General features: G+C 45.7%; 16 protein-coding genes. 2 read left to right on the forward strand and 14 right to left on the reverse strand.

Translation table 11 applies throughout. The features are described 5' to 3' along the window. Positions 1-36: 36 nt before the first annotated feature. On the reverse strand, positions 37-1,098 hold the full coding sequence (locus tag E7588_05720) for a hypothetical protein (protein ID MBE6688758.1): 1,062 nt from the start codon (positions 1,096-1,098) through the stop codon (positions 37-39). Between the two features lie 90 nt (positions 1,099-1,188). Between E7588_05720 and E7588_05725 the strand changes: the two genes are divergently transcribed. After that, positions 1,189-1,944, forward strand: coding sequence for a UDP-N-acetylglucosamine diphosphorylase (locus E7588_05725; protein ID MBE6688759.1), 756 nt, complete (start codon positions 1,189-1,191; stop codon positions 1,942-1,944). Between the two features lie 60 nt (positions 1,945-2,004). Here E7588_05725 and E7588_05730 read toward each other — a convergent pair whose 3' ends face one another. The 11 genes from E7588_05730 to E7588_05780 all read right to left on the reverse strand — a co-directional run bounded on the left by E7588_05730 (position 2,005) and on the right by E7588_05780 (position 14,562). Beyond that, positions 2,005-3,198, reverse strand: coding sequence for a hypothetical protein (locus tag E7588_05730; protein ID MBE6688760.1), 1,194 nt, complete (start codon positions 3,196-3,198; stop codon positions 2,005-2,007). A gap of 105 nt (positions 3,199-3,303) precedes the next feature. Further along, positions 3,304-4,959: a hypothetical protein gene (locus tag E7588_05735; GenBank protein MBE6688761.1), complete on the reverse strand. Its 1,656-nt coding sequence runs from the start codon at positions 4,957-4,959 to the stop codon at positions 3,304-3,306. 14 nt (positions 4,960-4,973) lie between these two features. Continuing rightward, the gene (gene mnmA / locus E7588_05740) at positions 4,974-6,026 is read right to left on the reverse strand and encodes a tRNA 2-thiouridine(34) synthase MnmA (GenBank protein ID MBE6688762.1); all 1,053 of its coding nucleotides are present in this window, start codon (positions 6,024-6,026) and stop codon (positions 4,974-4,976) included. Next, on the reverse strand, positions 5,992-6,420 hold the full coding sequence (gene nifU, locus E7588_05745; GenBank protein MBE6688763.1) for a Fe-S cluster assembly scaffold protein NifU: 429 nt from the start codon (positions 6,418-6,420) through the stop codon (positions 5,992-5,994). Before nifU ends, mnmA begins: the two co-directional genes overlap by 35 nt. Positions 6,421-6,450: 30 nt before the next feature. Further along, positions 6,451-7,701 carry a hypothetical protein gene (locus E7588_05750; protein ID MBE6688764.1) on the reverse strand — a complete coding sequence of 417 codons (1,251 nt, stop codon included), beginning with the start codon at positions 7,699-7,701 and terminating at the stop codon, positions 6,451-6,453. Positions 7,702-7,800: 99 nt separating this feature from the next. Next, positions 7,801-8,961, reverse strand: coding sequence for a cysteine desulfurase NifS (nifS, locus tag E7588_05755; protein ID MBE6688765.1), 1,161 nt, complete (start codon positions 8,959-8,961; stop codon positions 7,801-7,803). A 75-nt stretch (positions 8,962-9,036) separates the two neighbouring features. Beyond that, positions 9,037-9,474: a ribonuclease HI gene (rnhA, locus tag E7588_05760; protein MBE6688766.1), complete on the reverse strand. Its 438-nt coding sequence runs from the start codon at positions 9,472-9,474 to the stop codon at positions 9,037-9,039. A gap of 142 nt (positions 9,475-9,616) precedes the next feature. Beyond that, positions 9,617-11,728, reverse strand: coding sequence for a polyribonucleotide nucleotidyltransferase (locus tag E7588_05765; GenBank protein ID MBE6688767.1), 2,112 nt, complete (start codon positions 11,726-11,728; stop codon positions 9,617-9,619). Between the two features lie 201 nt (positions 11,729-11,929). After that, complete coding sequence (gene rpsO, locus E7588_05770) at positions 11,930-12,193, reverse strand: 30S ribosomal protein S15 (GenBank protein ID MBE6688768.1); 264 nt, start codon at positions 12,191-12,193, stop codon at positions 11,930-11,932. A gap of 171 nt (positions 12,194-12,364) precedes the next feature. Then, the gene (locus E7588_05775) at positions 12,365-12,652 is read right to left on the reverse strand and encodes a hypothetical protein (protein MBE6688769.1); all 288 of its coding nucleotides are present in this window, start codon (positions 12,650-12,652) and stop codon (positions 12,365-12,367) included. Positions 12,653-12,702: 50 nt separating this feature from the next. Beyond that, a complete protein-coding gene (locus E7588_05780) occupies positions 12,703-14,562 on the reverse strand; it encodes a hypothetical protein (GenBank protein ID MBE6688770.1) in 1,860 nt (619 codons plus the stop codon). 118 nt (positions 14,563-14,680) lie between these two features. Here E7588_05780 and E7588_05785 point away from each other — a divergent pair, with 118 nt between their 5' ends. Continuing rightward, entirely contained in the window at positions 14,681-15,571 is an 891-nt protein-coding gene (locus E7588_05785) for an EamA family transporter (protein ID MBE6688771.1), read from the forward strand. A gap of 316 nt (positions 15,572-15,887) precedes the next feature. On the opposite strand, the gene E7588_05790 is transcribed toward E7588_05785, so the two are convergent. After that, on the reverse strand, positions 15,888-17,663 hold the full coding sequence (locus tag E7588_05790) for an acyl--CoA ligase (protein ID MBE6688772.1): 1,776 nt from the start codon (positions 17,661-17,663) through the stop codon (positions 15,888-15,890). Between the two features lies 1 nt (position 17,664). Beyond that, a complete protein-coding gene (locus E7588_05795; GenBank protein MBE6688773.1) occupies positions 17,665-19,728 on the reverse strand; it encodes an alpha-L-rhamnosidase in 2,064 nt (687 codons plus the stop codon). Positions 19,729-19,744: the final 16 nt, after the last annotated feature.

Genomic DNA, 19,744 nt, shown 5'->3' on the forward strand with positions numbered 1-19,744 from the left:
AACCGGATGTAAAGTTACCTTTACATCCGGTTTTTGTTACCCGAATATTTCCTTTACCAGCTTTTCATACAGTATATTGTTTACCGAATAGTCTGTATTGGCGTTATAAATACTCTCCAATTCCATATGTGCAAAATATGCCTCAGCCATGGAATCGGCGGCGCGGAGAATAAGCTTATCCTTACACTTATTAAGAAATCTCAGTTTGTTTTTTGATCTTGACACCGTTACCTTATCGGTAAAACGCGCCATATTGAAAACATGATACCAGTCATCACGGCTCTCGCACTCGTTTTCAATACCAAACGCCATATCCAGTTCAGGGAGCCATACACCGTTTATTTTTTCAAAATCCAACGGAGAAACCGAAACCGTAACGGGCTGGTCGTACCGTGCCGCCGTACTGACAATTTCCTCCATGGCGAGATAAGCTCCACCCGGCTTATCCAGCACAAGACATTTCTTTGAAGCACGCCCGAGAAATGCCCCGCTTTTATGTAAGCCGTCCTTGCATATCACATTTATAAGGCGGTTTTCCCGAATAAAACCCGTTCCGCGCACAAAATCACGGTCACAAAAGCGTTTAATTGCGCAAAACATCTTGTCAAACCGGAAATTTTCTGTTATAATATTATTATAGGAATTTTCCAGCTCCAGAGAGGCGCGCAGAAATGAGTAGCTTTTGCCGAAAGCGGCACTGCTTTTTTTACAAAGGTCTATTATTTCATTGCGTCTTTCTTTAAGTGCGTTTTCGTCCGCTTTGCCGGTATTGAGCACAATTTCAACCGCACCCGGGTATTTGGGCTCGGTGATATGCGGAGATGTGCCATCCACAATGCAGGTATCCCGAGAACGGATTATTATGCCGTCGAAAGAATCAGGGTCAAAGGAACAGGAAAAAAGCTCATATTCGCTTGAGCGCTCCCTGCATTCCCGGGCTATTTTTCGTATAAGTGCGGATTTTCCGCTTCCGCAGGTGCCTTTCAGAATGTAAACGCGTTTATATTTTTCCGGATCGAATATGCTGTCAAAAAGGCTTTTAAAGCCGTACGCTGTGCAAGCACAGGCAAACACCGGGTCTTTTTCATATATCGGCATAATAATCACTCCATTAATATATTTGAGCAAAATCAGAGCTTACTCTGTAATATACTATGCAAATACATAAAAAATGCTATTTTGAAAGGTATGGTAAAAAATATGAAAGCTATTGTTCTTGCCGCAGGCAAAGGTAAACGACTTCTTTCTGAGGAGTGCCATATTCCCAAAGGAATGCGCCTTGTGTGCGGAAAGCCGCTTCTGGGATATGTTACCGAAACCATTGATTTTATCGATGCAAAGGATATACATATAGTTGTAGGCTTTGAAAAGGAAAAAATTATAGAGGCATTCAAGGACAGAGGTTATAATTTCCCCGTTCAGGACAAAATGCTGGGCACGGGTCATGCTGTCGAATGCGCTTACGAGGGTCTTAAGGACTATGACGGTGAATTGGTGGTCATCTGCGGAGATACCCCGCTTATCGAAAAAAGCACTATTCTTGCCATGATAGAACAGCACAGAAAAAATAAAAATTCCTGCACAATCCTCTCCTGCATTGGTGAAAAGGGTCTTGCACTGGGAAGAATGGTTCATGACGAAAACGGAAAGCTGACCGGTATTGTAGAGCACAAGGACTGCACACCCGAACAGCTTGAAATCTGCGAATACAACGCCGCAACATATATTTTCGACGCAAAAGCCATGTTCAGAGCGTTGGAAAAAGTAGGCTACAACAACAATCAGGGTGAAAAGTATCTGACTGACGTACCCATGATAATGTTACAAGAAGGTCTGAATGTTGAGTCATACGCTTCACAAAACAGCTATGAAATTCTGGGTGTAAACACTCCCGAGGACCTTGCAACCGCCGAAAAGCTTGTAAAAGAAATCGGAAAAATATAAATTTACAATAAAAAAAGGCTGTAAAACTCAAAAATGAGTTTTACAGCCTTTTGTGTTTTATTATCCCTCAAAGGAAATCTTTTTTCCGTCCTCGTAGAGATTTTCGGCTCTGAGACCGTTAATTGTCGCCTTGCTGTTAATCAGCGGGATTGACTCGGCGGAGGTGTAGTTATGAGAGGTGATGTTATCAAGCACAAGGTTTTCTATAACAGCATCCTCGAACATCAGTATGGTAGCGGTATCATCAATGTACTCATCACGGTGAACGTTTCTGACGGTAAGGTTCTTTATATCATTCTGACCTTCAACATCAATGATACCGTACTTACGGTACTTATGCACCATATAGAATTTTACAAGGTCTCTGTCTGACTTTGCGGCATAAATATTATCAATAGTGATATTTTCAAGTATACCGCGCTTGCCTGTTCCGTAATAATGCTGGAGAGATATACCGAAATGATAGAAGGTACCGTGTATATCCGTAACATGTATATTGCGGATTGGTGCCTCGGGGCATGCGGTAAGCATTCTGACAGCGCTGTAAGAGCCCTTGGTATAGATGCCGCGAACCGTTACATCGGTAATAGGTCCGCAGGAGCCCTCCTGCGCGTTAAGTGCAACTATATCGTCATAGCAGGTGCCGTATAGATTTTCAATGGTACCGTCATGGCAGTGACCCATAACATGTAGACCGTCCATATTGCTCTGGTAGAGATTTCCATCGTTAAAATCAAAGGTAATATCGCTTATTTTAAAGTGAGATACCGTATCCAGCGAAACGCAGAAGTTGCAGGGGTCTTTCATTGTCATGTCGGACATTCTCAGGTTATCCACATTAAAGAACAGCATACCGAAGCCGCTGTAACCTCTGGGCTCATATTTACCGCAGGAAAGCGGGTTGGGGTTCTGATTCTTGTTGTTGAAATTCCAGATACCGCCTCTTACTTCGATATTCTGACAAGGTGCATCGTGCGAATAAAGCTTGAGGTACGAGCAAAGGCCCTTAATTTCTCCTCCGTCGTCAGCATCAACCGTAACGTTTTTGAGCATTACGCAGTTGGACATGGGTGCAAGACGGATTTCGGCATAGCGGGGAAGCACCAGAGAGCAGTTTGAATGAAGCTCAAGGGGCTTGGAAATCAGGTAGTGCTCCTTGGGAGCAGGAAGAACCACTTCACATGAATTATCAATCATTTCCTGTATCGCGGCAGTATCGTCATGGACGCCGTCGCCGTAAAGTGTGTAAGGCATAATAATGTCCTCCTGGATTCTTTATTTAAGAATATATAACTATTATACATATTTGTATTGAAATGTCAATAAAACAAACAAAAAATGAACCAAAACCAATATAAACTATATTGCGGATATTGTAATAACAGCCAATTTATCTACTTCAACCGCAAGAGTGTACCACAAAAATCCGCCCACCTGGTTGAACATCGGAACGGAATTGCATTTAATTCCTTTCGCCTCTACACGTATATTTCCCACTTCAACAGCATCCTCAAGAAGCTTTATTTCACCCGACTTGACAACAGGAAGCATAAAGTTTGCTTTACGCTCGCTTGAAACATCAATAATAACCTTTTCGCCAAAGCTGTACTTTATGTTCCAGTCCTTGCCTTTCGCGCATACCTCACAGGGTGCGGTCTTTTCAAGTGTAATGCCGCTTTCAGTCAGATTGTCATAGTCACCGAAGTCCAGCCTCGGTGTCATGCAAGGAACGCTGTCGGAATTTCTCAGCATCTGCATATTTGCCGGCTCTACCTGGCTGTAACGGCGCATGGTGGCGGCACACACGGGAGTCAAGCCATGCATTAAAAGAGTCATATTTCCGCCGCCGTTTTCACAGCCCTTGGTGTAAAGTGTATCTACCGCGCTGACGGTAGCACGCCAGCCGTTATGTGATACCAATGCAAGCTTACTGTTCTGGAAAAATTTTATGCCGTAATTCTTTTCACAGGGTAGCTCGGCTCTTTGTGCGGTAACATTCTCAGCCAGCGCAAGCACTGCCAGTGCCTTGGCATGACAGAATGAGTGGTGCAGACAAGTAGGCTCGTCCGCCTCTTTTGCCATGGGCAGAGAAAGCAGTCCGTCCACCGTCATTTTTTCATATATACCAAGCACCTTTTCGCAGGCTGTTGCGAAAATCGGCTCGTCCGCCAGCAGTGCAAGACCCTCCAGTGCGCCGTCACAAGTACGGCTTCCCCACCAGGTCCATTTGTTGTGTCTCGATCCCCACGAATCGTCAATACCGCCATCAGCCAGTAAAAACTCAAGCTGGTCACGGTATCTGTCACGGTAGAACTCCTTGTTTTCACCCGTCAGCAGTGAATATCTAACCAGCATGGGCAAGGATTCTTCCATGTTGTAACCCATATCTATGTAATGGCATCCGCCCTCGGTGACAAAACCTATGTCTCCGCACTCCGACACCTCGCCGTACAAAAGTCCGTTTTCGTCAAAGTTTCTGAAGCACACGGACTGGATGCGCTGTGCCATAGCAAGATACTTTTGGTTACCCGTCAGCTTCCACGCCAGTGCCATTTCACAGGCAGTTCCGGTGTAATAGTTGATTACGGGCTTTATTTTGGGGAAGAAATCGTAAAGGAACTCGGTAAGCTGTAAAAACACCTTCATCCATTTTTCTTTGATATCGGTTGGGATAACGTCGCTGAAATTATATATTGCCTCCCCTACCGACATAGCAGAAAACGCTGAAATGCCCTTCCACTGATTTCCCGCATCGTTTCTCCAGCTTCCGTCGGGGCGTTTCAGATTTCTCTGCGTCCAGTCGATAAGTTGGTCGGCAGCATTTATGTATTTTTCATCCCCGGTTTTCGCATAAAGCAAAGTGAGCGGGAATGTGAGATCGGCAATTCTGCCGTGGATGGAGTGACAGCAGGGACAAAGAATTGCCCCGTCAAGCTTGGGTGAATGGCTTGATACGCGATAGGTCAGAAGAGTATCGCACCAGGTTTTCAATAATTCAAGTGCACGATTCTGCATGATTTATACCTCTTTTATTTTATAAGTCCGCCGAACATAAGAACATCATCTTTATAGAACACTGCCGACTGTCCGGGAGCAGGCGCACGCACGGGGGAAGCAAACTCTACATGCGCCATGCCGTTTTGTATTTTTACATGCGCAAGAGTCGGTGGTGCTTTATAACGGGGCTTTACCATAAATTCGCCCTCGCCCTCAAAGGGCTCGCAGGAAACAAAATTAAGGCTTTCAACTTTTATTTTATCCTGCATTATCTCATCGCCAAAGCCGATGGTTATAGTGTTATTATCCGCATTTATCGCTGATACAAAGGCAGGTCTGCCGAAAGCACCCAGACGTTTGCGCTGTCCGATGGTGTAGCGGATAATTCCGCTATGAGTGCCGATAACCTTGCCGTCTGCATCCACAAAATCCCCTTCGGGAAATTTGCCTTTTATGTTTTCCAGCCACGAAATGTAGTCATTGTCGGGGATAAAGCATATTTCCTGGCTTTCCTCGGTGGATTCGGGAAGTATTCCTCCCTCGAAAAGCTCCTTTTTGACAGCTTCCTTTTCAAATGTGCCCATAGGCATAACAAGTCTCGGAAGCATTTCGCGTTTCAGATTCCACAGCACGTAGCTCTGGTCCTTACGCATATCGGCACCGCATTTTAATAGATAATTACCGTTTTCACACACAATATTTGCGTAGTGTCCCGTAGCGGCAAGCTGACAGCCGTATTTATCCGCCTGCTCGATAAGCGCGCGAAATTTAACCTCGCGGTTACATATAACGCAGGGGTTGGGAGTGCGTCCCGAGGTGTATTCGTCGACAAAATTCTTTTTCACCACATCGTCAAAAAGCTTTGTATAATCCGCCGTAACAAAAGGGATGCCCAGCTTTTTTGCAACAGCCTCGGCATCCCTCATATCGGCGTATTCATGAAACTTGAGGAATGCTCCCACTACCTCATGACCCTGCTCGGAGAGATATTTACACACGTACGTGCTGTCAATACCTCCCGACAGTCCGACTAAAATCTTATTCTTCATATCAGTGCTTATCGCAATGGTCGCAGCAACCATCACAGCCGGTCTCAAAATCCACTTCCCAACCGTTTTTACGATAGTAATCCGCGATAGCCGCCTTTACAGCCTCTTCGGCAAGTACAGAGCAGTGTATCTTGGGTGCAGGCAGACCGTCCAGTGCTTCAACAACTGCTTTATTGGTTAATTCCAGTGCCTCGTCCACTGACTTGCCTTTAATCATTTCAGTAGCCATGGAGGATGTTGCAATAGCCGCACCGCATCCGTAGGTTTTGAATTTAACATCGGTTATAATGCGGTTTTCGTCAATCTGAAGAAATATCTTCATGATATCGCCGCACTTGGCGTTACCAACCTCACCCACGCCGGAGGCGTTTTCTATTTCACCCACATTACGGGGATTCTGGAAATGGTCAAGAACTTTTTCGCTGTACATATATTTTAAACTCCTTTTATAATTTACTGTTTATGCGTATTCCTCGCACCGCTTACACAGTATGTAGGCCGCTATGCACATTGCAAGCCCTACAACAGTGCAAATACCGCCGATAATAAATCTTGCACTCATAAGTCCGCCTATTCCGAACAGCGTAACATAAACGCCAACGCTTCCCAGTGTGTTTCCGGTAATTGAATACCCGTCAATATCGTAATCCTCCATGAACAGGTACACTATATCACGTACAAGGTGGATGAGTATACGGACAGGATATGTAAGAACAAACGCAACATAGCATATGAGCGTAAGGAAAAGTGCGGCTATTGCCGACGGTCCGCCTTCTATAATGCTGTAATCGTCCACACAGACACCGTTAACATACACCTTGACAATTACACTGATACCCTCCGGCATGGACTCCATCAGTGCACAGAAGATCTTCGCCACAGAACGAAGGTCGCGCCAGATATAGATAAACATACCGATAAGCACCACAACGCTGTAGAGATTAACCCAGCTATCCACACTGAAAATACCAAGCCCTCTGTCCTTGACAGCCTGTGTGCAGGTGGTGGTGAAAATTTTCATTTTTGCGGATGAGGTAAGCTGTGGAGCATCCTCATCATATAAACCGCTCACACCAAGGTCGGCAGAAAAAACATATCTTCCCGACGGCAGTGCGCCCTTTCCGGGTGCACCAAAGGTAAGCATAAATGTAAGATTCTCGCCATTTTCGGCATACATATCCTTTATATACGCCTTCTTTGAACTGCTCTCACCCACTGCTTCCTTTATGTATTCATCGGAATCGGGATCGGTGAGAGTATAATAAATCTTATTTTCGTTCTCTTCACCTGTTAATGAATAAGTATATTTGCTTCTCCATGGACCTTCCTGCATAGCTTTGAGGTAAACCTCTTCATCAGCCGCCTTATCGCCGAGAGTTTCATAAAGATACTCCCTCATAGCAGTAGCGTCATAACCGAATACGGGATAGGTTATGAGAACATTTACGTCATCATAATTCTCCCCGCTCTGAACAAGGTCAAAAACTATTTTTCCGTCAACAATCTCATATGAAAGAGATGCGCCCGTTTCGCCAAAATCAGTGTCCATCACCATTATTTCGCAATTTTCAAGTGACATACGACCATTCAGGTCCTCAAAGGTCGAGGTGGGCAGCTTCTGAAGCGCAGTCATTACAGCTGCCGCCGCAAAGCATAAAACCACAAGAAACAGCTTGAATACCAACATTACCAAATGTTTTACACGGCTCATAAATTTGTCCTCCAAAATTAAATAAATTCATGGGGTTGCCTGTGCTCAAACACTGCTGTCAGGGAATATATTAAGTTTTTTGCCTGTCCGTTTAAAGGATTATTTATTATAAAGCGGTGACATAGCGCGAAGCTTTTCCACCGTATTTTTAACGCATTCAAGAATGTAGTCACATTCTTCCGGGGTATTGTCCTCGTTTATGCTTATGCGCAGAGAGCCGTGCGCCACCTCGTGAGGCAAGCCGATGGCAAGCAGTACGTGGGACGGATCAAGAGATGCGGTGGAGCAAGCCGAGCCTGTGGAAACACAGATGCCCATAATATCCAGCCACAATATAAGACTTTCGCCCTCGATAAACTCAATTGAAACGTTTACGTTACCCGGCAAACGGTTATCCCTGTCGCCGTTAAGACGAGTGTAAGGAATTTCCAGAAGACCGTCAATAAGCTTATCACGCATATTTTTGATATACGCTCTTTTTGCCTTGCCGTTTTTCAGAGCAAGCTCAAGCGCCTTTGCCATTGCCACAATGCCGGCAACGTTTTCGGTACCTGCGCGCTTGCGTTTTTCCTGGCCGCCACCCTCTACGAGATTGTTTATGAGTGTTCCGCTCTTAATATATAAAGCGCCTATTCCCTTGGGTGCTCCGAACTTATGGCCCGAGAAAGACAGCATGTCAACACCCAGCTCATTTACATCTATATCAACATGACCCACAGCCTGCACCGCATCGGTGAAGAAAGGAATTTTGTTTTCGTGCGCAATTTCACAAAGCTCCTTTATGGGCTGAATTGTGCCGATTTCGTTATTCGCGTACATAACAGTTGCAAGAATGGTGTCGGGACGGATAGCCTTGCGGAACTCTTCAACGTCCACAATACCGTTTGTGCCTACACCCAGATATGTTACCTCATAGCCCTTTTTCTCCAGCGCCTTCATGGTGTGAAGCACGGCATGGTGCTCAATGGCGGAGGTGATTATATGCTTACCCTTTGCAGCATTTCTTTCGGCAATACCGCGTATTGCCCAGTTATCCGATTCGCTTCCGCAAGAGGTGAAATACAGCTCCTTAGGCTGACAGCCGATGAGGGATGCTATTTTCTCGCGGGCATTTTCAAGTGCCGCCTTAGCCTCGCGTCCCTTTGAATAAAGGCTGGACGGATTGCCGTAGTTCTCGCAGAGATACGGAACCATCTCGTTTATAACCTGGTGTGATACTTTTGTTGTCGCCGCATTATCGGCGTATACAAACTTTGACATTTTCGTCAACCTCTCTTTTAAACCTGCAGAATTTGCGGTTTACTGCATTTATGTTAATGTTAATTGTTTTCGCTCTTATTTGTACTGCATGGACTGCTCAACAGCCAATTTGTCGCACCTTTCGTTATAGATGTTACCTGCGTGACCCTTGACCCAGACGTAAGAAACCTTGTGAATTTGAAGCAGTGCCAATAGTTTTTCCCAAAGGTCTCTGTTCAATGCAGGCTTCTTGTCCGACTTTATCCATCCGTTTTTCTGCCAGGAATAGACCCAGCCCTTGGTGATGGAATCTATAACGTATTTTGAATCACTGTACAGCTCCACCTCACAGGGCTCTTTGAGAGCTTCAAGGCCTGCAATAAGTGCGCACAGCTCCATGCGGTTATTTGTGGTTTCTCTTTCGCCGCCGCTTATTTCCTTGGTTTTGCCGTTATACAGCAAAATCGCGGCATATCCGCCTGCGCCGGGGTTTCCCGAGCAGGCTCCGTCAGTGTAAACGGTTACCTTTTTCATTTATTCCTTAAACTCCGAATGGGACGCCGCACGGACCGGCATCGGTGCAGAAAATTCTGCCCGACGCCGCATAATGCCCATACAGCCGCCCCATGCGTTTAGTCATATTAAATTAGTGTATTCCGGAAATGTCCTAAGTCGGTTATTCTTCGGCAGGAAGAGCGTCCTTTCTGGACAGATTTATTCTTCCTTTGTCGTCGATTTCGATAAGCTTAACAGGGATAATGTCGCCTACCTGAACGATGTCCTCAACCTTTTCAACACGCTTCTTATCCAGCTTGGAGATGTGTACAAGTCCCTCCTTGCCGGGAGCGAACTCTACAAAGCAGCCGAAGGTCATAAGTCTTGTTACCTTACCGTTGTAAACAGAGCCGATTTCGGGGTCTTTTGCAATGGCATTAATCATTGCAAGAGCCTTGTAGCCTGCTTCCTTATCAACAGCGGCGATGAAGATGCTTCCGTCATCCTCGATATCAACCTTAGCACCGGTGTCGGCAACGATTTTCTGGATTACCTTTCCGCCGGGACCGATTACCTCACGGATTTTATCCACGTCAATGGTGGTGGTAATCATCTTGGGAGCATACTGAGATACATCCTCGCGGGGTGCCGGGATAGCCTTGAGAATTATATCGTCAAGGATTTCAAGACGTGCCGCATAGGTGGTATCCAGAGCGTTACGGATGATTTCGGGGGTAAGACCGTCTATCTTAAGGTCCATCTGAATGGAGGTGATACCGTTTTTAGTACCTGCAACCTTGAAGTCCATATCGCCGAAGAAGTCCTCAAGACCCTGAATGTCTATCATAGTCATCCAGCGCTCGCCCTCGGTGATAAGACCGCAGGAGATACCTGCAACGGGAGCCTTAATCGGAACACCTGCATCCATAAGAGCAAGGGTTGAGCCACAGACAGAAGCCTGAGAGGTAGAACCGTTGGAGGAGATAACCTCGGAAACAAGTCTTATAGCGTAGGGAAATTCCTCAACAGAGGGGATTACAGGCAGAAGTGAACGTTCAGCCAGTGCACCGTGACCGATTTCGCGGCGTCCGGGGCTTCTGGAAGCCTTTGCCTCGCCTACCGAGTAGCCAGGCATGTTGTAGTGATGCATATATCTCTTGAACTCGTCGTTGTCAAGTCCCTCAAGAATCTGCTGATCGCCTACGGGGCCGAGAGTAGCAATGGTCATAACCTGAGTCTGACCGCGGGTGAACATACCCGAGCCGTGAACTCTGGGGAACAGACCTACTTCAGCCGCCAGAGGTCTTATCTGGTCCATACGGCGTCCGTCAACACGCTTACCTTCATCAAGCAACCAGCGGCGGACAATTTTCTTCTGAAGTTTATAGATACATTCGTCGATCATAACGCCCTGTTCGGGGTATACTTCGTCGAATTTTTCGTGGATAGCATCAATGATGGGCTGGAGGCGCTCATCGCGTACGTTCTTGTCGTCGGTATCAAGAGCGGCCTTAACATCTTCCTCTGCAAATTCTGCAATAGCATCAAACATATCATGGTCAACCTCGCAGGAGTCGTAGGGGAACTTGGGCTTGCCTACTTCGGCAACAATGGAGTCAATGAAAGCAACAATGTTCTTGATTTCGTCATGAGCCATCATAATGGCCTTATACATATCATCGTTGTTAACTTCCTTGGCGCCTGCTTCAATCATAACGACCTTTTCGCGGGAGCCTGCAACGGTAAGCTGAAGGGTGGAAACCTCATTCTGCTTTTCGTTGGGATTGATAACCAATTCGCCGTCTACCATACCCATGAATACGCCTGCAATAGGACCGTTCCAGGGAATATCGGAAATAGAAAGCGCAACAGAAGCGCCTATCATAGCGGCGATTTCGGGGGAATTGTCCTGGTCAACGGACAGAACGGTCATGGACAGACAGATATCATTTCTCAAATCCTTGGGGAAAAGAGGACGGATAGGTCTGTCGATAACACGGGAGGTAAGAATAGCCTTTTCGGAGGGGCGTCCCTCTCTCTTGAGGAAGCCGCCGGGAATTTTACCTACCGAGTAAAGTCTTTCTTCAAAATCCACGGACAGAGGGAGAAAATCAATTCCGTCACGGGGCTTTGCACTTGCGGTAGCGCAAGCGAGAATAACGGTATCGCCGTAGCGAACCAGACAGGAGCCGTTGGCAAGCTGAGCCATTTTACCGGTCTCGATAACGAGGGGACGGCCTGCAAGAGTGTACTCGAAAGTCTTATGGTTTTCAAAAACCAGGTCTTTGAACATTTCTGACATAATTTTTTCTGCCTTTCTTTTATTTTTTCGGCAACACACTGTATTAGCACTTAGAAAAACGTCCGAAAAACGAAATGTTCGGGCATTTTTTTAACTGCTAATCGCTGTGCGCGCCGTTTTTTACGGGTTAAAAAACACTCAATTCAGCAATTTTGGGGATGTGGTAGTACACCACACCCCCAAAGTGTCTGATTACTTTCTGATGTTGAGTTTTTCGATTATTGCTCTGTAACGGTTGATATCCTTCTTCATAAGGTAGTTGAGAAGGTTTCTTCTGTGACCAACCATCTTCAGAAGACCGCGACGGGAGTGATGGTCCTTGTTGTTAGCCTTGAGGTGCTCGTTGAGAGCGTTGATTCTTGAGGTAAGAATCGCGATCTGCACTTCGGGAGAACCGGTATCGGTTTCGTGAGTGCGGTAGGTAGAGATAATTGTTTGCTTTTCGTCTTTCAGCATTTTTGTTCACCTTTCATCATAAAGATTTTATTTTTTTAATGTAAAAGCCCGGCATAGGGCGGGTGAACAACGATAATGTTCCGTTGTCCCTACACTGCGCTGATACACATTGTGTATTATAACACATAATTTTCCTGTTGTAAAGATATGAATGAAAAAGTTTTAAAAAAGTTAAAAATTGAGTTCCTTTTCTTCTTTTTCTTCAAGAAGCCTTTTGAGTGCGCGGTTTTCACATATTTTCTGACGGCATTCGGATATTGCCACAACCGCCAGTGCCACACCGGCACCGATTGCGGCGGCTTCGGCAAGATTCATTTTTACCGAAAATCCCACCGACTTGCTCTTAGGCTCAGGGTCATGCTCACCTTTAAAAAGCGAAAGACGCAATTTTATATCCTTTTGAATATACGTTGTTCGCATTATGTCGGCAAGACGAAGTAAATCATTTTTAATTTTCATGGTTTATCCTCCTTTTACGTTATGATGCGTTTGAAAAATGTTATTATACATTAATAAAGATTTGCAGGCTCAGCCATGTCGAAGATTTCGGAATATATCACTTCAATACCCACTTTTTTTGCAAAGGAAGCCATCTTTTCGCCAAGCTCTGCAGCCGAAATATCTGCTGCCAGTGCGGAATAATCGGCATCGGTTAACTCAAGGCGCTTTATTATATGGTAGCCGTAGGTTGTCTGCACGGGTGTGCTGATTTTTCCCGGTTCAAGCTGTTTGCAGGCAGTTTCAAACTCAACCACCATTTCGCCGTCACAGAATAAATAGCCCTCCTCAGTCATACCGGGGTCAGTGTTATACTGTTCAACCAGCGCCATGAAATCCTCGCCGTTATCAAGCTTTTCCAGCACCTCATTTGCGGTTGCCTCATCAGCAACGAGTATATGCTGTGCTCTCATGTATCCCTTTTCTTCAATATATGTGCCGATTTTTTTCTTGTCTACAATGATTTCTCCGTTATCGTCACAGTAAAGGAAGGTGCCAAGCTCAGCCGCCACAAGAGAAGCGGTTTCCATTTCGATAAGCATATCGGCGGTAATGCCCTGCTCTGCCATAAGCTCGCTGAGGCTTACACCGTACTGCGCGTACTGCATTTCAAGCTGTGCAACGCTGTCTGCCGCTTTTTTTCTGAGAGTATCAATAACAATTCCGTTTTCGCGTGCCATAACCGGAAGAGCGATGTGCTGTTGGATAATAGTTTGTGCCACACTGTCCTTAAGCTGCTTGGTCATTGCTGCGTAATCCTCGGGCATTTCTTTTTTAACCTGTTTCCATATCTCATTGTTTCCGCCGTCTACCTGGCTGAGAAATGCTCTGTAATAGTATTTGAAAAGGCCGAAAGAAATTTCAATATCCTTATACTTCATAACAGGACCGTCGGGAGAAATGACCTTGCCGTCCTCGTACAAAAAGCCCTCGGGATTTGCAAGACGGATATATTTCATTACACTGAAATCCTTGCCTCCGATAAGAGTTCCGTACATATCGTGATTTACCACCGTACCGGAAATGGGCATGGCAATTCTGTCGGAATAAATCTCCGTCATGGTGTTGGCGTTTCCGCCTCTGAAAACTATGCGTCCTTCTACGGAAATATTATTCAGTGCAATGCCGATAACAACACCGTCCGCAACAATAACGTCACCCTTTACGGTACAGTTTTCGAGAGTGACACCGTCGCTTGATATGATAACACTGCCCTCAATATCCTCGTTATAAGTGCCGGGGGCACTTATATATTTACCGAAAATGTTATACATCACCTGTGCAAACTCGGCGCGGGTAATCTTTTGCTGAGGCTGAATGAATTCGCCCGAACCGTTTATGTACTTCGCGCTTACAAGTGCACTTACCGCACCCTTAGCCCAGTCGGAAACCTCTGCCGTATCCTTGAATTTCTCAAGAACGGCAACGTCGCCGTCGGAAAGCGCAAGTGCGCGTGCAATTACGGCAAATGCTTCTTCACGCAGAATGGCATCGTCGGGGTTAAGCTTATTGCCGTCGCCGTTGAACAGACCCATTTTAACAGCTTTTGCCATGTATTCATAGTACCATTCTGTTTCGGGGACATCGGTAAATGCAGAAATATCCGCTTTATCGCTGCCGCCGAAGGCACGTACCATAACCGTTGCCATTTCGGCACGGGTCAGATTATCCTCGGGAAGAAGAAGTCCGCCGTCGGAGCCTCCTATAAGACCGTTTTCCACAGCCGCCTTAAGCGCGGGAGCGGACCAGTCCTCAGGCATATCGGGAAAATCCACAGCGCTTACGGACAAAGCCGCAAGGCAAAGGATGAGCGTGAGAAGCAGTAATTTTTTCATTTTTTTCTCCTTTGTACTGAACATTCGTTTATTCATGAAACATTATACTTTATTTTATCACCAAACACAAAGTATGTCAATAGTAAATTTATAATTGACAAACCGTTCAAAAAGTGGTAAAATACCGAAAGTATTTTTAAGGACGGTTATAATCATGAAAAAAGGACTTATCGGCTCAGCACTCGTTTTCATGGCAGGGGTGCTGTGGGGCTTTATGGGTGTTTTTGTGCGGGGGCTTTCGGTGTCGGGTTTTTCCCCTTTGCACATAATTATGGTGCGTGCAGCGGTCTCGGCTGTTGCCATGGCTGTATCGGCACTGATTGCAGACAGAGGCTCTTTCAGAGTAAAACCAAAAGATTTGTGGTGTTTTTTCGGCACGGGAATAGTCAGCCTGGCGCTGTTCGGCTATTGCTATTTCACCGCCATTGAAAAAACCTCAATGTCGGTGGCGGCAATACTTTTATATACCGCACCCATCATGGTAATGGTAATGTCGGCACTGCTGTTCAGGGAAAAAATGACGCTTCAGAAGGTGTTGTGCCTGTGTGCGGCATTTATCGGATGCGTGTTTGTCACAGGTATTCTTTCGGGCAGCGAAGTTAAAATCGCTCCCGACGCACTGGGCTTCGGGCTGATGTCAGGCTTTGCATACGCTTTATACAGTATTTTCGGCAGGTTTGCCATCAACCGCGGTTATTCCTCAATGACAATAACGCTTTACACCTTTGCTTTTGCATTTGCAGGGCTTTTTATTATTACCGATCTGCGCCCTGTCGTATCTGTAATATCCGAACAGCCTTCACTTATATTGTCATGCATTGCAATGGGCATCTGCACGGGATTTCTTCCTTATCTGCTGTACACGGCAGGGCTTGAACGGCTGGAATCCGGTAAAGCTTCCATTGTGGCTTCGGTAGAGCCTGCCGTCGCTACGGTATGCGGAATGATATTCTTCGACGAATTTCCGGACTTATTCGGTTGGCTGGGCATAGCACTTGTGCTGGGTGCAATAGTATTTCTGAACATTGATTTCAAAAAGAAATAAAACTAAAACAAAATCCCGAAACGGTTTTGCCGTTTCGGGATTTCAGCGTGTCGATAAACCTATCGACACGCTGTGAGACTTTCGAAAAGTCAGGGATATTTTGCTGATTTAAGCCTGTCGGCGTACAAAGGTACGATAAGGCTTGAAGCGGCAAAAAGCGACAAACAGCAGGTGATATTCGATGTATCACCTGCTGTTAATTTGTTTTTTGATTTATTTTCGTCTTTTTTTAATATATTTTTCCGTCGCGGTATCACAACTTTCTCGAGAGTCTGAAATCCCGAAACGGCAAAACCGTTTCGGGATGTTTCGTTTGTCAGACGTTCGCTTTTTCCTTTTTGCTTTTAAGGCAGACATATGCTCCTTCGCCGTTTTCTATCAGGCGCTTGGTCTCGATACGCTTTACCTTCATGCTTCCCGAAAGGGGAAGTCCCTCGCAGGTGACGTAAACAGATGTAACCTTTTTGTAGAACGGAAGCTTGTCGTTTCTGAGCATAACCTCGTCCACGAGATACTTTTTGTACTCCTCGGTCAATTCCTTGCGGTCGGTTTTGAAAACTACCGAGATATTCTCGTATTTGTCATCCTTGTGAGATTTTATTCCCACTACGGTGAACTGGCTTATACCGTCAAAGCCCTCAAAGTAATCCTCCAGCTCATCGGGGTAAACATTTTCGCCCGACTCGTTGATTATTACGTCCTTTACCCTGCCTTCAATATACAATGCACCTTCGCTGTCAAGACGTCCGATGTCACCGGTTCTGAACCATCCGTTCTCATCCACATCGGGAGGCAGAACCTGTCCGTCCTTTATACGTCCGCTGTGAATGGATTTACCGCGTATGTACAATTCACCCACATTGGCATCGTTGCTGTCCTCAAGAGGAACAATTTTGTATTCCGCCGACGGGATGGGAACTCCCACACATCCCGCAAGACGCTTTTTGATGCTTCTGCGGTATTCAAGGGAGGTGATACCAACCTCAGTCATACCAAATCCGCACAGAGTATAATAGCCCATGGCATTGATGGTACGCATACAGTCCGGCAGTACGTGTCCGCCGCCGCAAATTATAACCTCAAGAGACTCGCCCGCCAATTTGTCCAACACAAGACCCTTGAACAGCTTTTTGGCTACGCTTATGCCCCATTCGGGCTCGATTTTCTGCAAGAATATGCTGACATTGCAAAGAAAATTGAACAGTACCGTTACATATTTCGGTTTATCCGAAAGCTGACGGCGTACACCCTTTACAATGCTGTTTACCAGCAAAGGAACAGCAAGCAGATGTGTCACCTTATGCTCCTTGCAGGTGGCAAAAAGCACAGAGGGCGCCTGAGATTTCGGGAACACCAGTGCGCCTGCGAAGAAGGAATACCACAGATAGCACGCCATGAAGCCGAAAATATGGTGAAGCGGCAGAAATGCCAGATTTTTCATGGTGCGGTCAGAGGAAACTCTTTCGTTTGCCTCAATAACGGGACGGGCAGAAAGTATCTGATATCCCAGCGCCTCGCCGTTGTAGGTATATATTTTTGAGCCTCCTGTCGTACCCGAGGTGCACATTGCCATTTCATCGCCCCAGTCATAAGCGTCAAGGCGCTCATTCAGCGTGCCCTCCTTGGTAACATTTGCGGCGTTGTAAAGTTCTGTATGGTCCTTGGAGAGAAGCTGAGTAAAGGCATTTATTGTGGTTATATTTTCACCGAAAACGGTGTCATTTCCCGTAATTACGGTTTTTGCACCCGTATGTTCGAAATAGTAAGCGCTGTTTTCGGGTGTCAGGCGGTAATCCATAAGAAACGGGCGGTGGCCTGCCATAAGTATGCCCCAGTAACAAGCTATCCACTCCGGACAGTTTTCAAGCTTTAAAGCTATAAATGAATTTTTCGGAATATCGTATTTTATAAGCTTGTCCGCAACATATTCTGCGACGAATTCCATCTGTTCAAAGGTTATTATCTTTATTTCGTCCTCAATTTTGAATTCCAGTGCCGATCGGTTGCCGTGCTCACAGAGAATGCTGAAAATATTCTTATAAGAATGAGCTCTTTTTACCTTATCAAGACACTCTAATGAATATTTTATCATTTTATCTACCTCTCACAAGTTCAATTTTTACGCCCTGCGGAATGTGGCTTTTGCCGCGAGTTCCGTCAAAGCGGTATCCGAGAATATCCTCTATAATTATTGATACAGGTGCCGATGCCCATGGGTGGCAAAGCGATGTGTTCGACTTTTTATCCACACCCCACGCCTCAAAGCAGGTTGTTCCGCCCTCTCGAACCATGTTGTACCAGGAGTTTTCCGCTTGAGAAGTGAGAATTTTATATACATCGTCATATCTGCCCAATCTGCACAGACCCTTAAGCAGGAAATAAGACATATACACACCGCAAGGAATTCCGTCCTTCACGCGGTCAACCAGCCAGTCCCCTATTGCCTTTTCACTGCCCTCAGGCTGTAAGCCGTAATATATGGGAACCATATTGGAATGTATGGAGGAATGTTCAGCGGTCGGTGTATCGGTGTAAAGACCTGTTTTTTTGTTGAAGAAAGTATTATTGAACGCCTCACGGAGCCTGGTGGCTCTGTCATCGCACGGGATACCCAGAATTTTCTTGATTCTGTCTATATCCGAGGCACAGCCGGCATAAAATGCATTTATTACATTATGTACACCCAGCCCCTCCGCAATCGGGTTTTCTATATTAAGAGCGTAATCGTCCCTTAGGTTACGCGGCCAGTCCACAAGATTCCACTTATCGGTAACATCCTGAACAAGTCCGTCCTCACGGGCAAATTTTGCAAAATGCTGCATCATTTTTTCGCTGTATTCAAGATTTCTCTTAAGGTATTCTTTATCCCCCGTAAACTCATAGTCACGCAGGGCAAGTATGGGGAACTGCAATGAATAATCCGCAATCTCCTGCATCAGAGCGCCGGGGGTAACTGCCATGATTCCGGGGCAGATACGTGTGGAAAGCACCTGTGAATCAATGGCTTTTCTGAACATGAAGTTGTCGCCCGTCAGCCATAGATGAGAGGCGGAGGTGATTGTCATATCGCCGGCATACTGTCCCTTTTCGCGCTGGGGGCAATCCACATACACCTCCTGAGTACCGTATTTTACACCGTTTTTGCAGATATTGAAAACGCTTTCCAGTATTTTGTCGTTGGTTTCGATACGGCAGTAGTCATCATCAAAATACCAGTGGCGCACACGGGCGTAAAAATCGGATACTTCCACACCGTTGTCGGGATAAAGAGTTACATATCTGAATCCCTTGTAGTCGTACTCGTCAAACACGCATTTGCCGTCATCAAGGGTCATATACTGCTCGTAAACGCAGTTACAGCGCATATTGTAGCGCACTCTCTGAGGCTCGTCACACAGCTCCTCGCCGCAAAGAATCCTGACCTTATCACCCTTTTTGCCAAGTGCGGTAAATACAAGTGTACCGGTTATTTCGGTGCCGAAATCGTAGAAAATACCGCCGTCGGCAAGCTTTTCCGACGCAACAGGTGCCTTATCGTACACGGGGATAGTCGGAATGGGGTCATCCGCAAAGGTATAGTCAATATTTTCGTTTATTGCGCAGGGCTTATATTCAGGAACAGGTGCCGTACAATCATAGTCCTCCAGCATCTGGGTTTTATAGCCTATATAGTGATTCTTCGTATAGCATGAGGGAATTGCATACTGCCAGGATTCGTCACTTTTCGCAATGAGCACACCCTCCGACCACAAATCACATATCATGCCCATACGCATATCGCCACTGAAAAAGGCACGGTTTATATCACCGCTGTGATAAACGTGAACAAGAATTTCATTCTCGCCTTCGTGAAGATAATCGGTTATATCCACACTGTTCCAGTACTGGTGATAATAGTATGATATGGCAGGTCCCTGACATACAAAGCTTCCGTTTATGTACAATTTATAATAGTCATCGGCGGTAATATCCATTTTGATTCTGCCGAGAGATTTTTTATCAATATTCAGTTTTTTTACAAACAGACAGTGCAGTGAAAGAAGCTCCTCTGCAACTGCTTCAATGGGAGTTTTATCCATTTCCTTATGCAGAACATTGATGGGCTCACGCAAAAAACGCGAATCGCACAGCCACTTGCCGTTAAAAGTGTGTGACATAAAATCTCCTTTATAA

The organism is Oscillospiraceae bacterium, assembly GCA_015065085.1.
In the GTDB taxonomy this organism is placed as follows: Bacteria; Bacillota; Clostridia; order Oscillospirales; family SIG627; genus SIG627.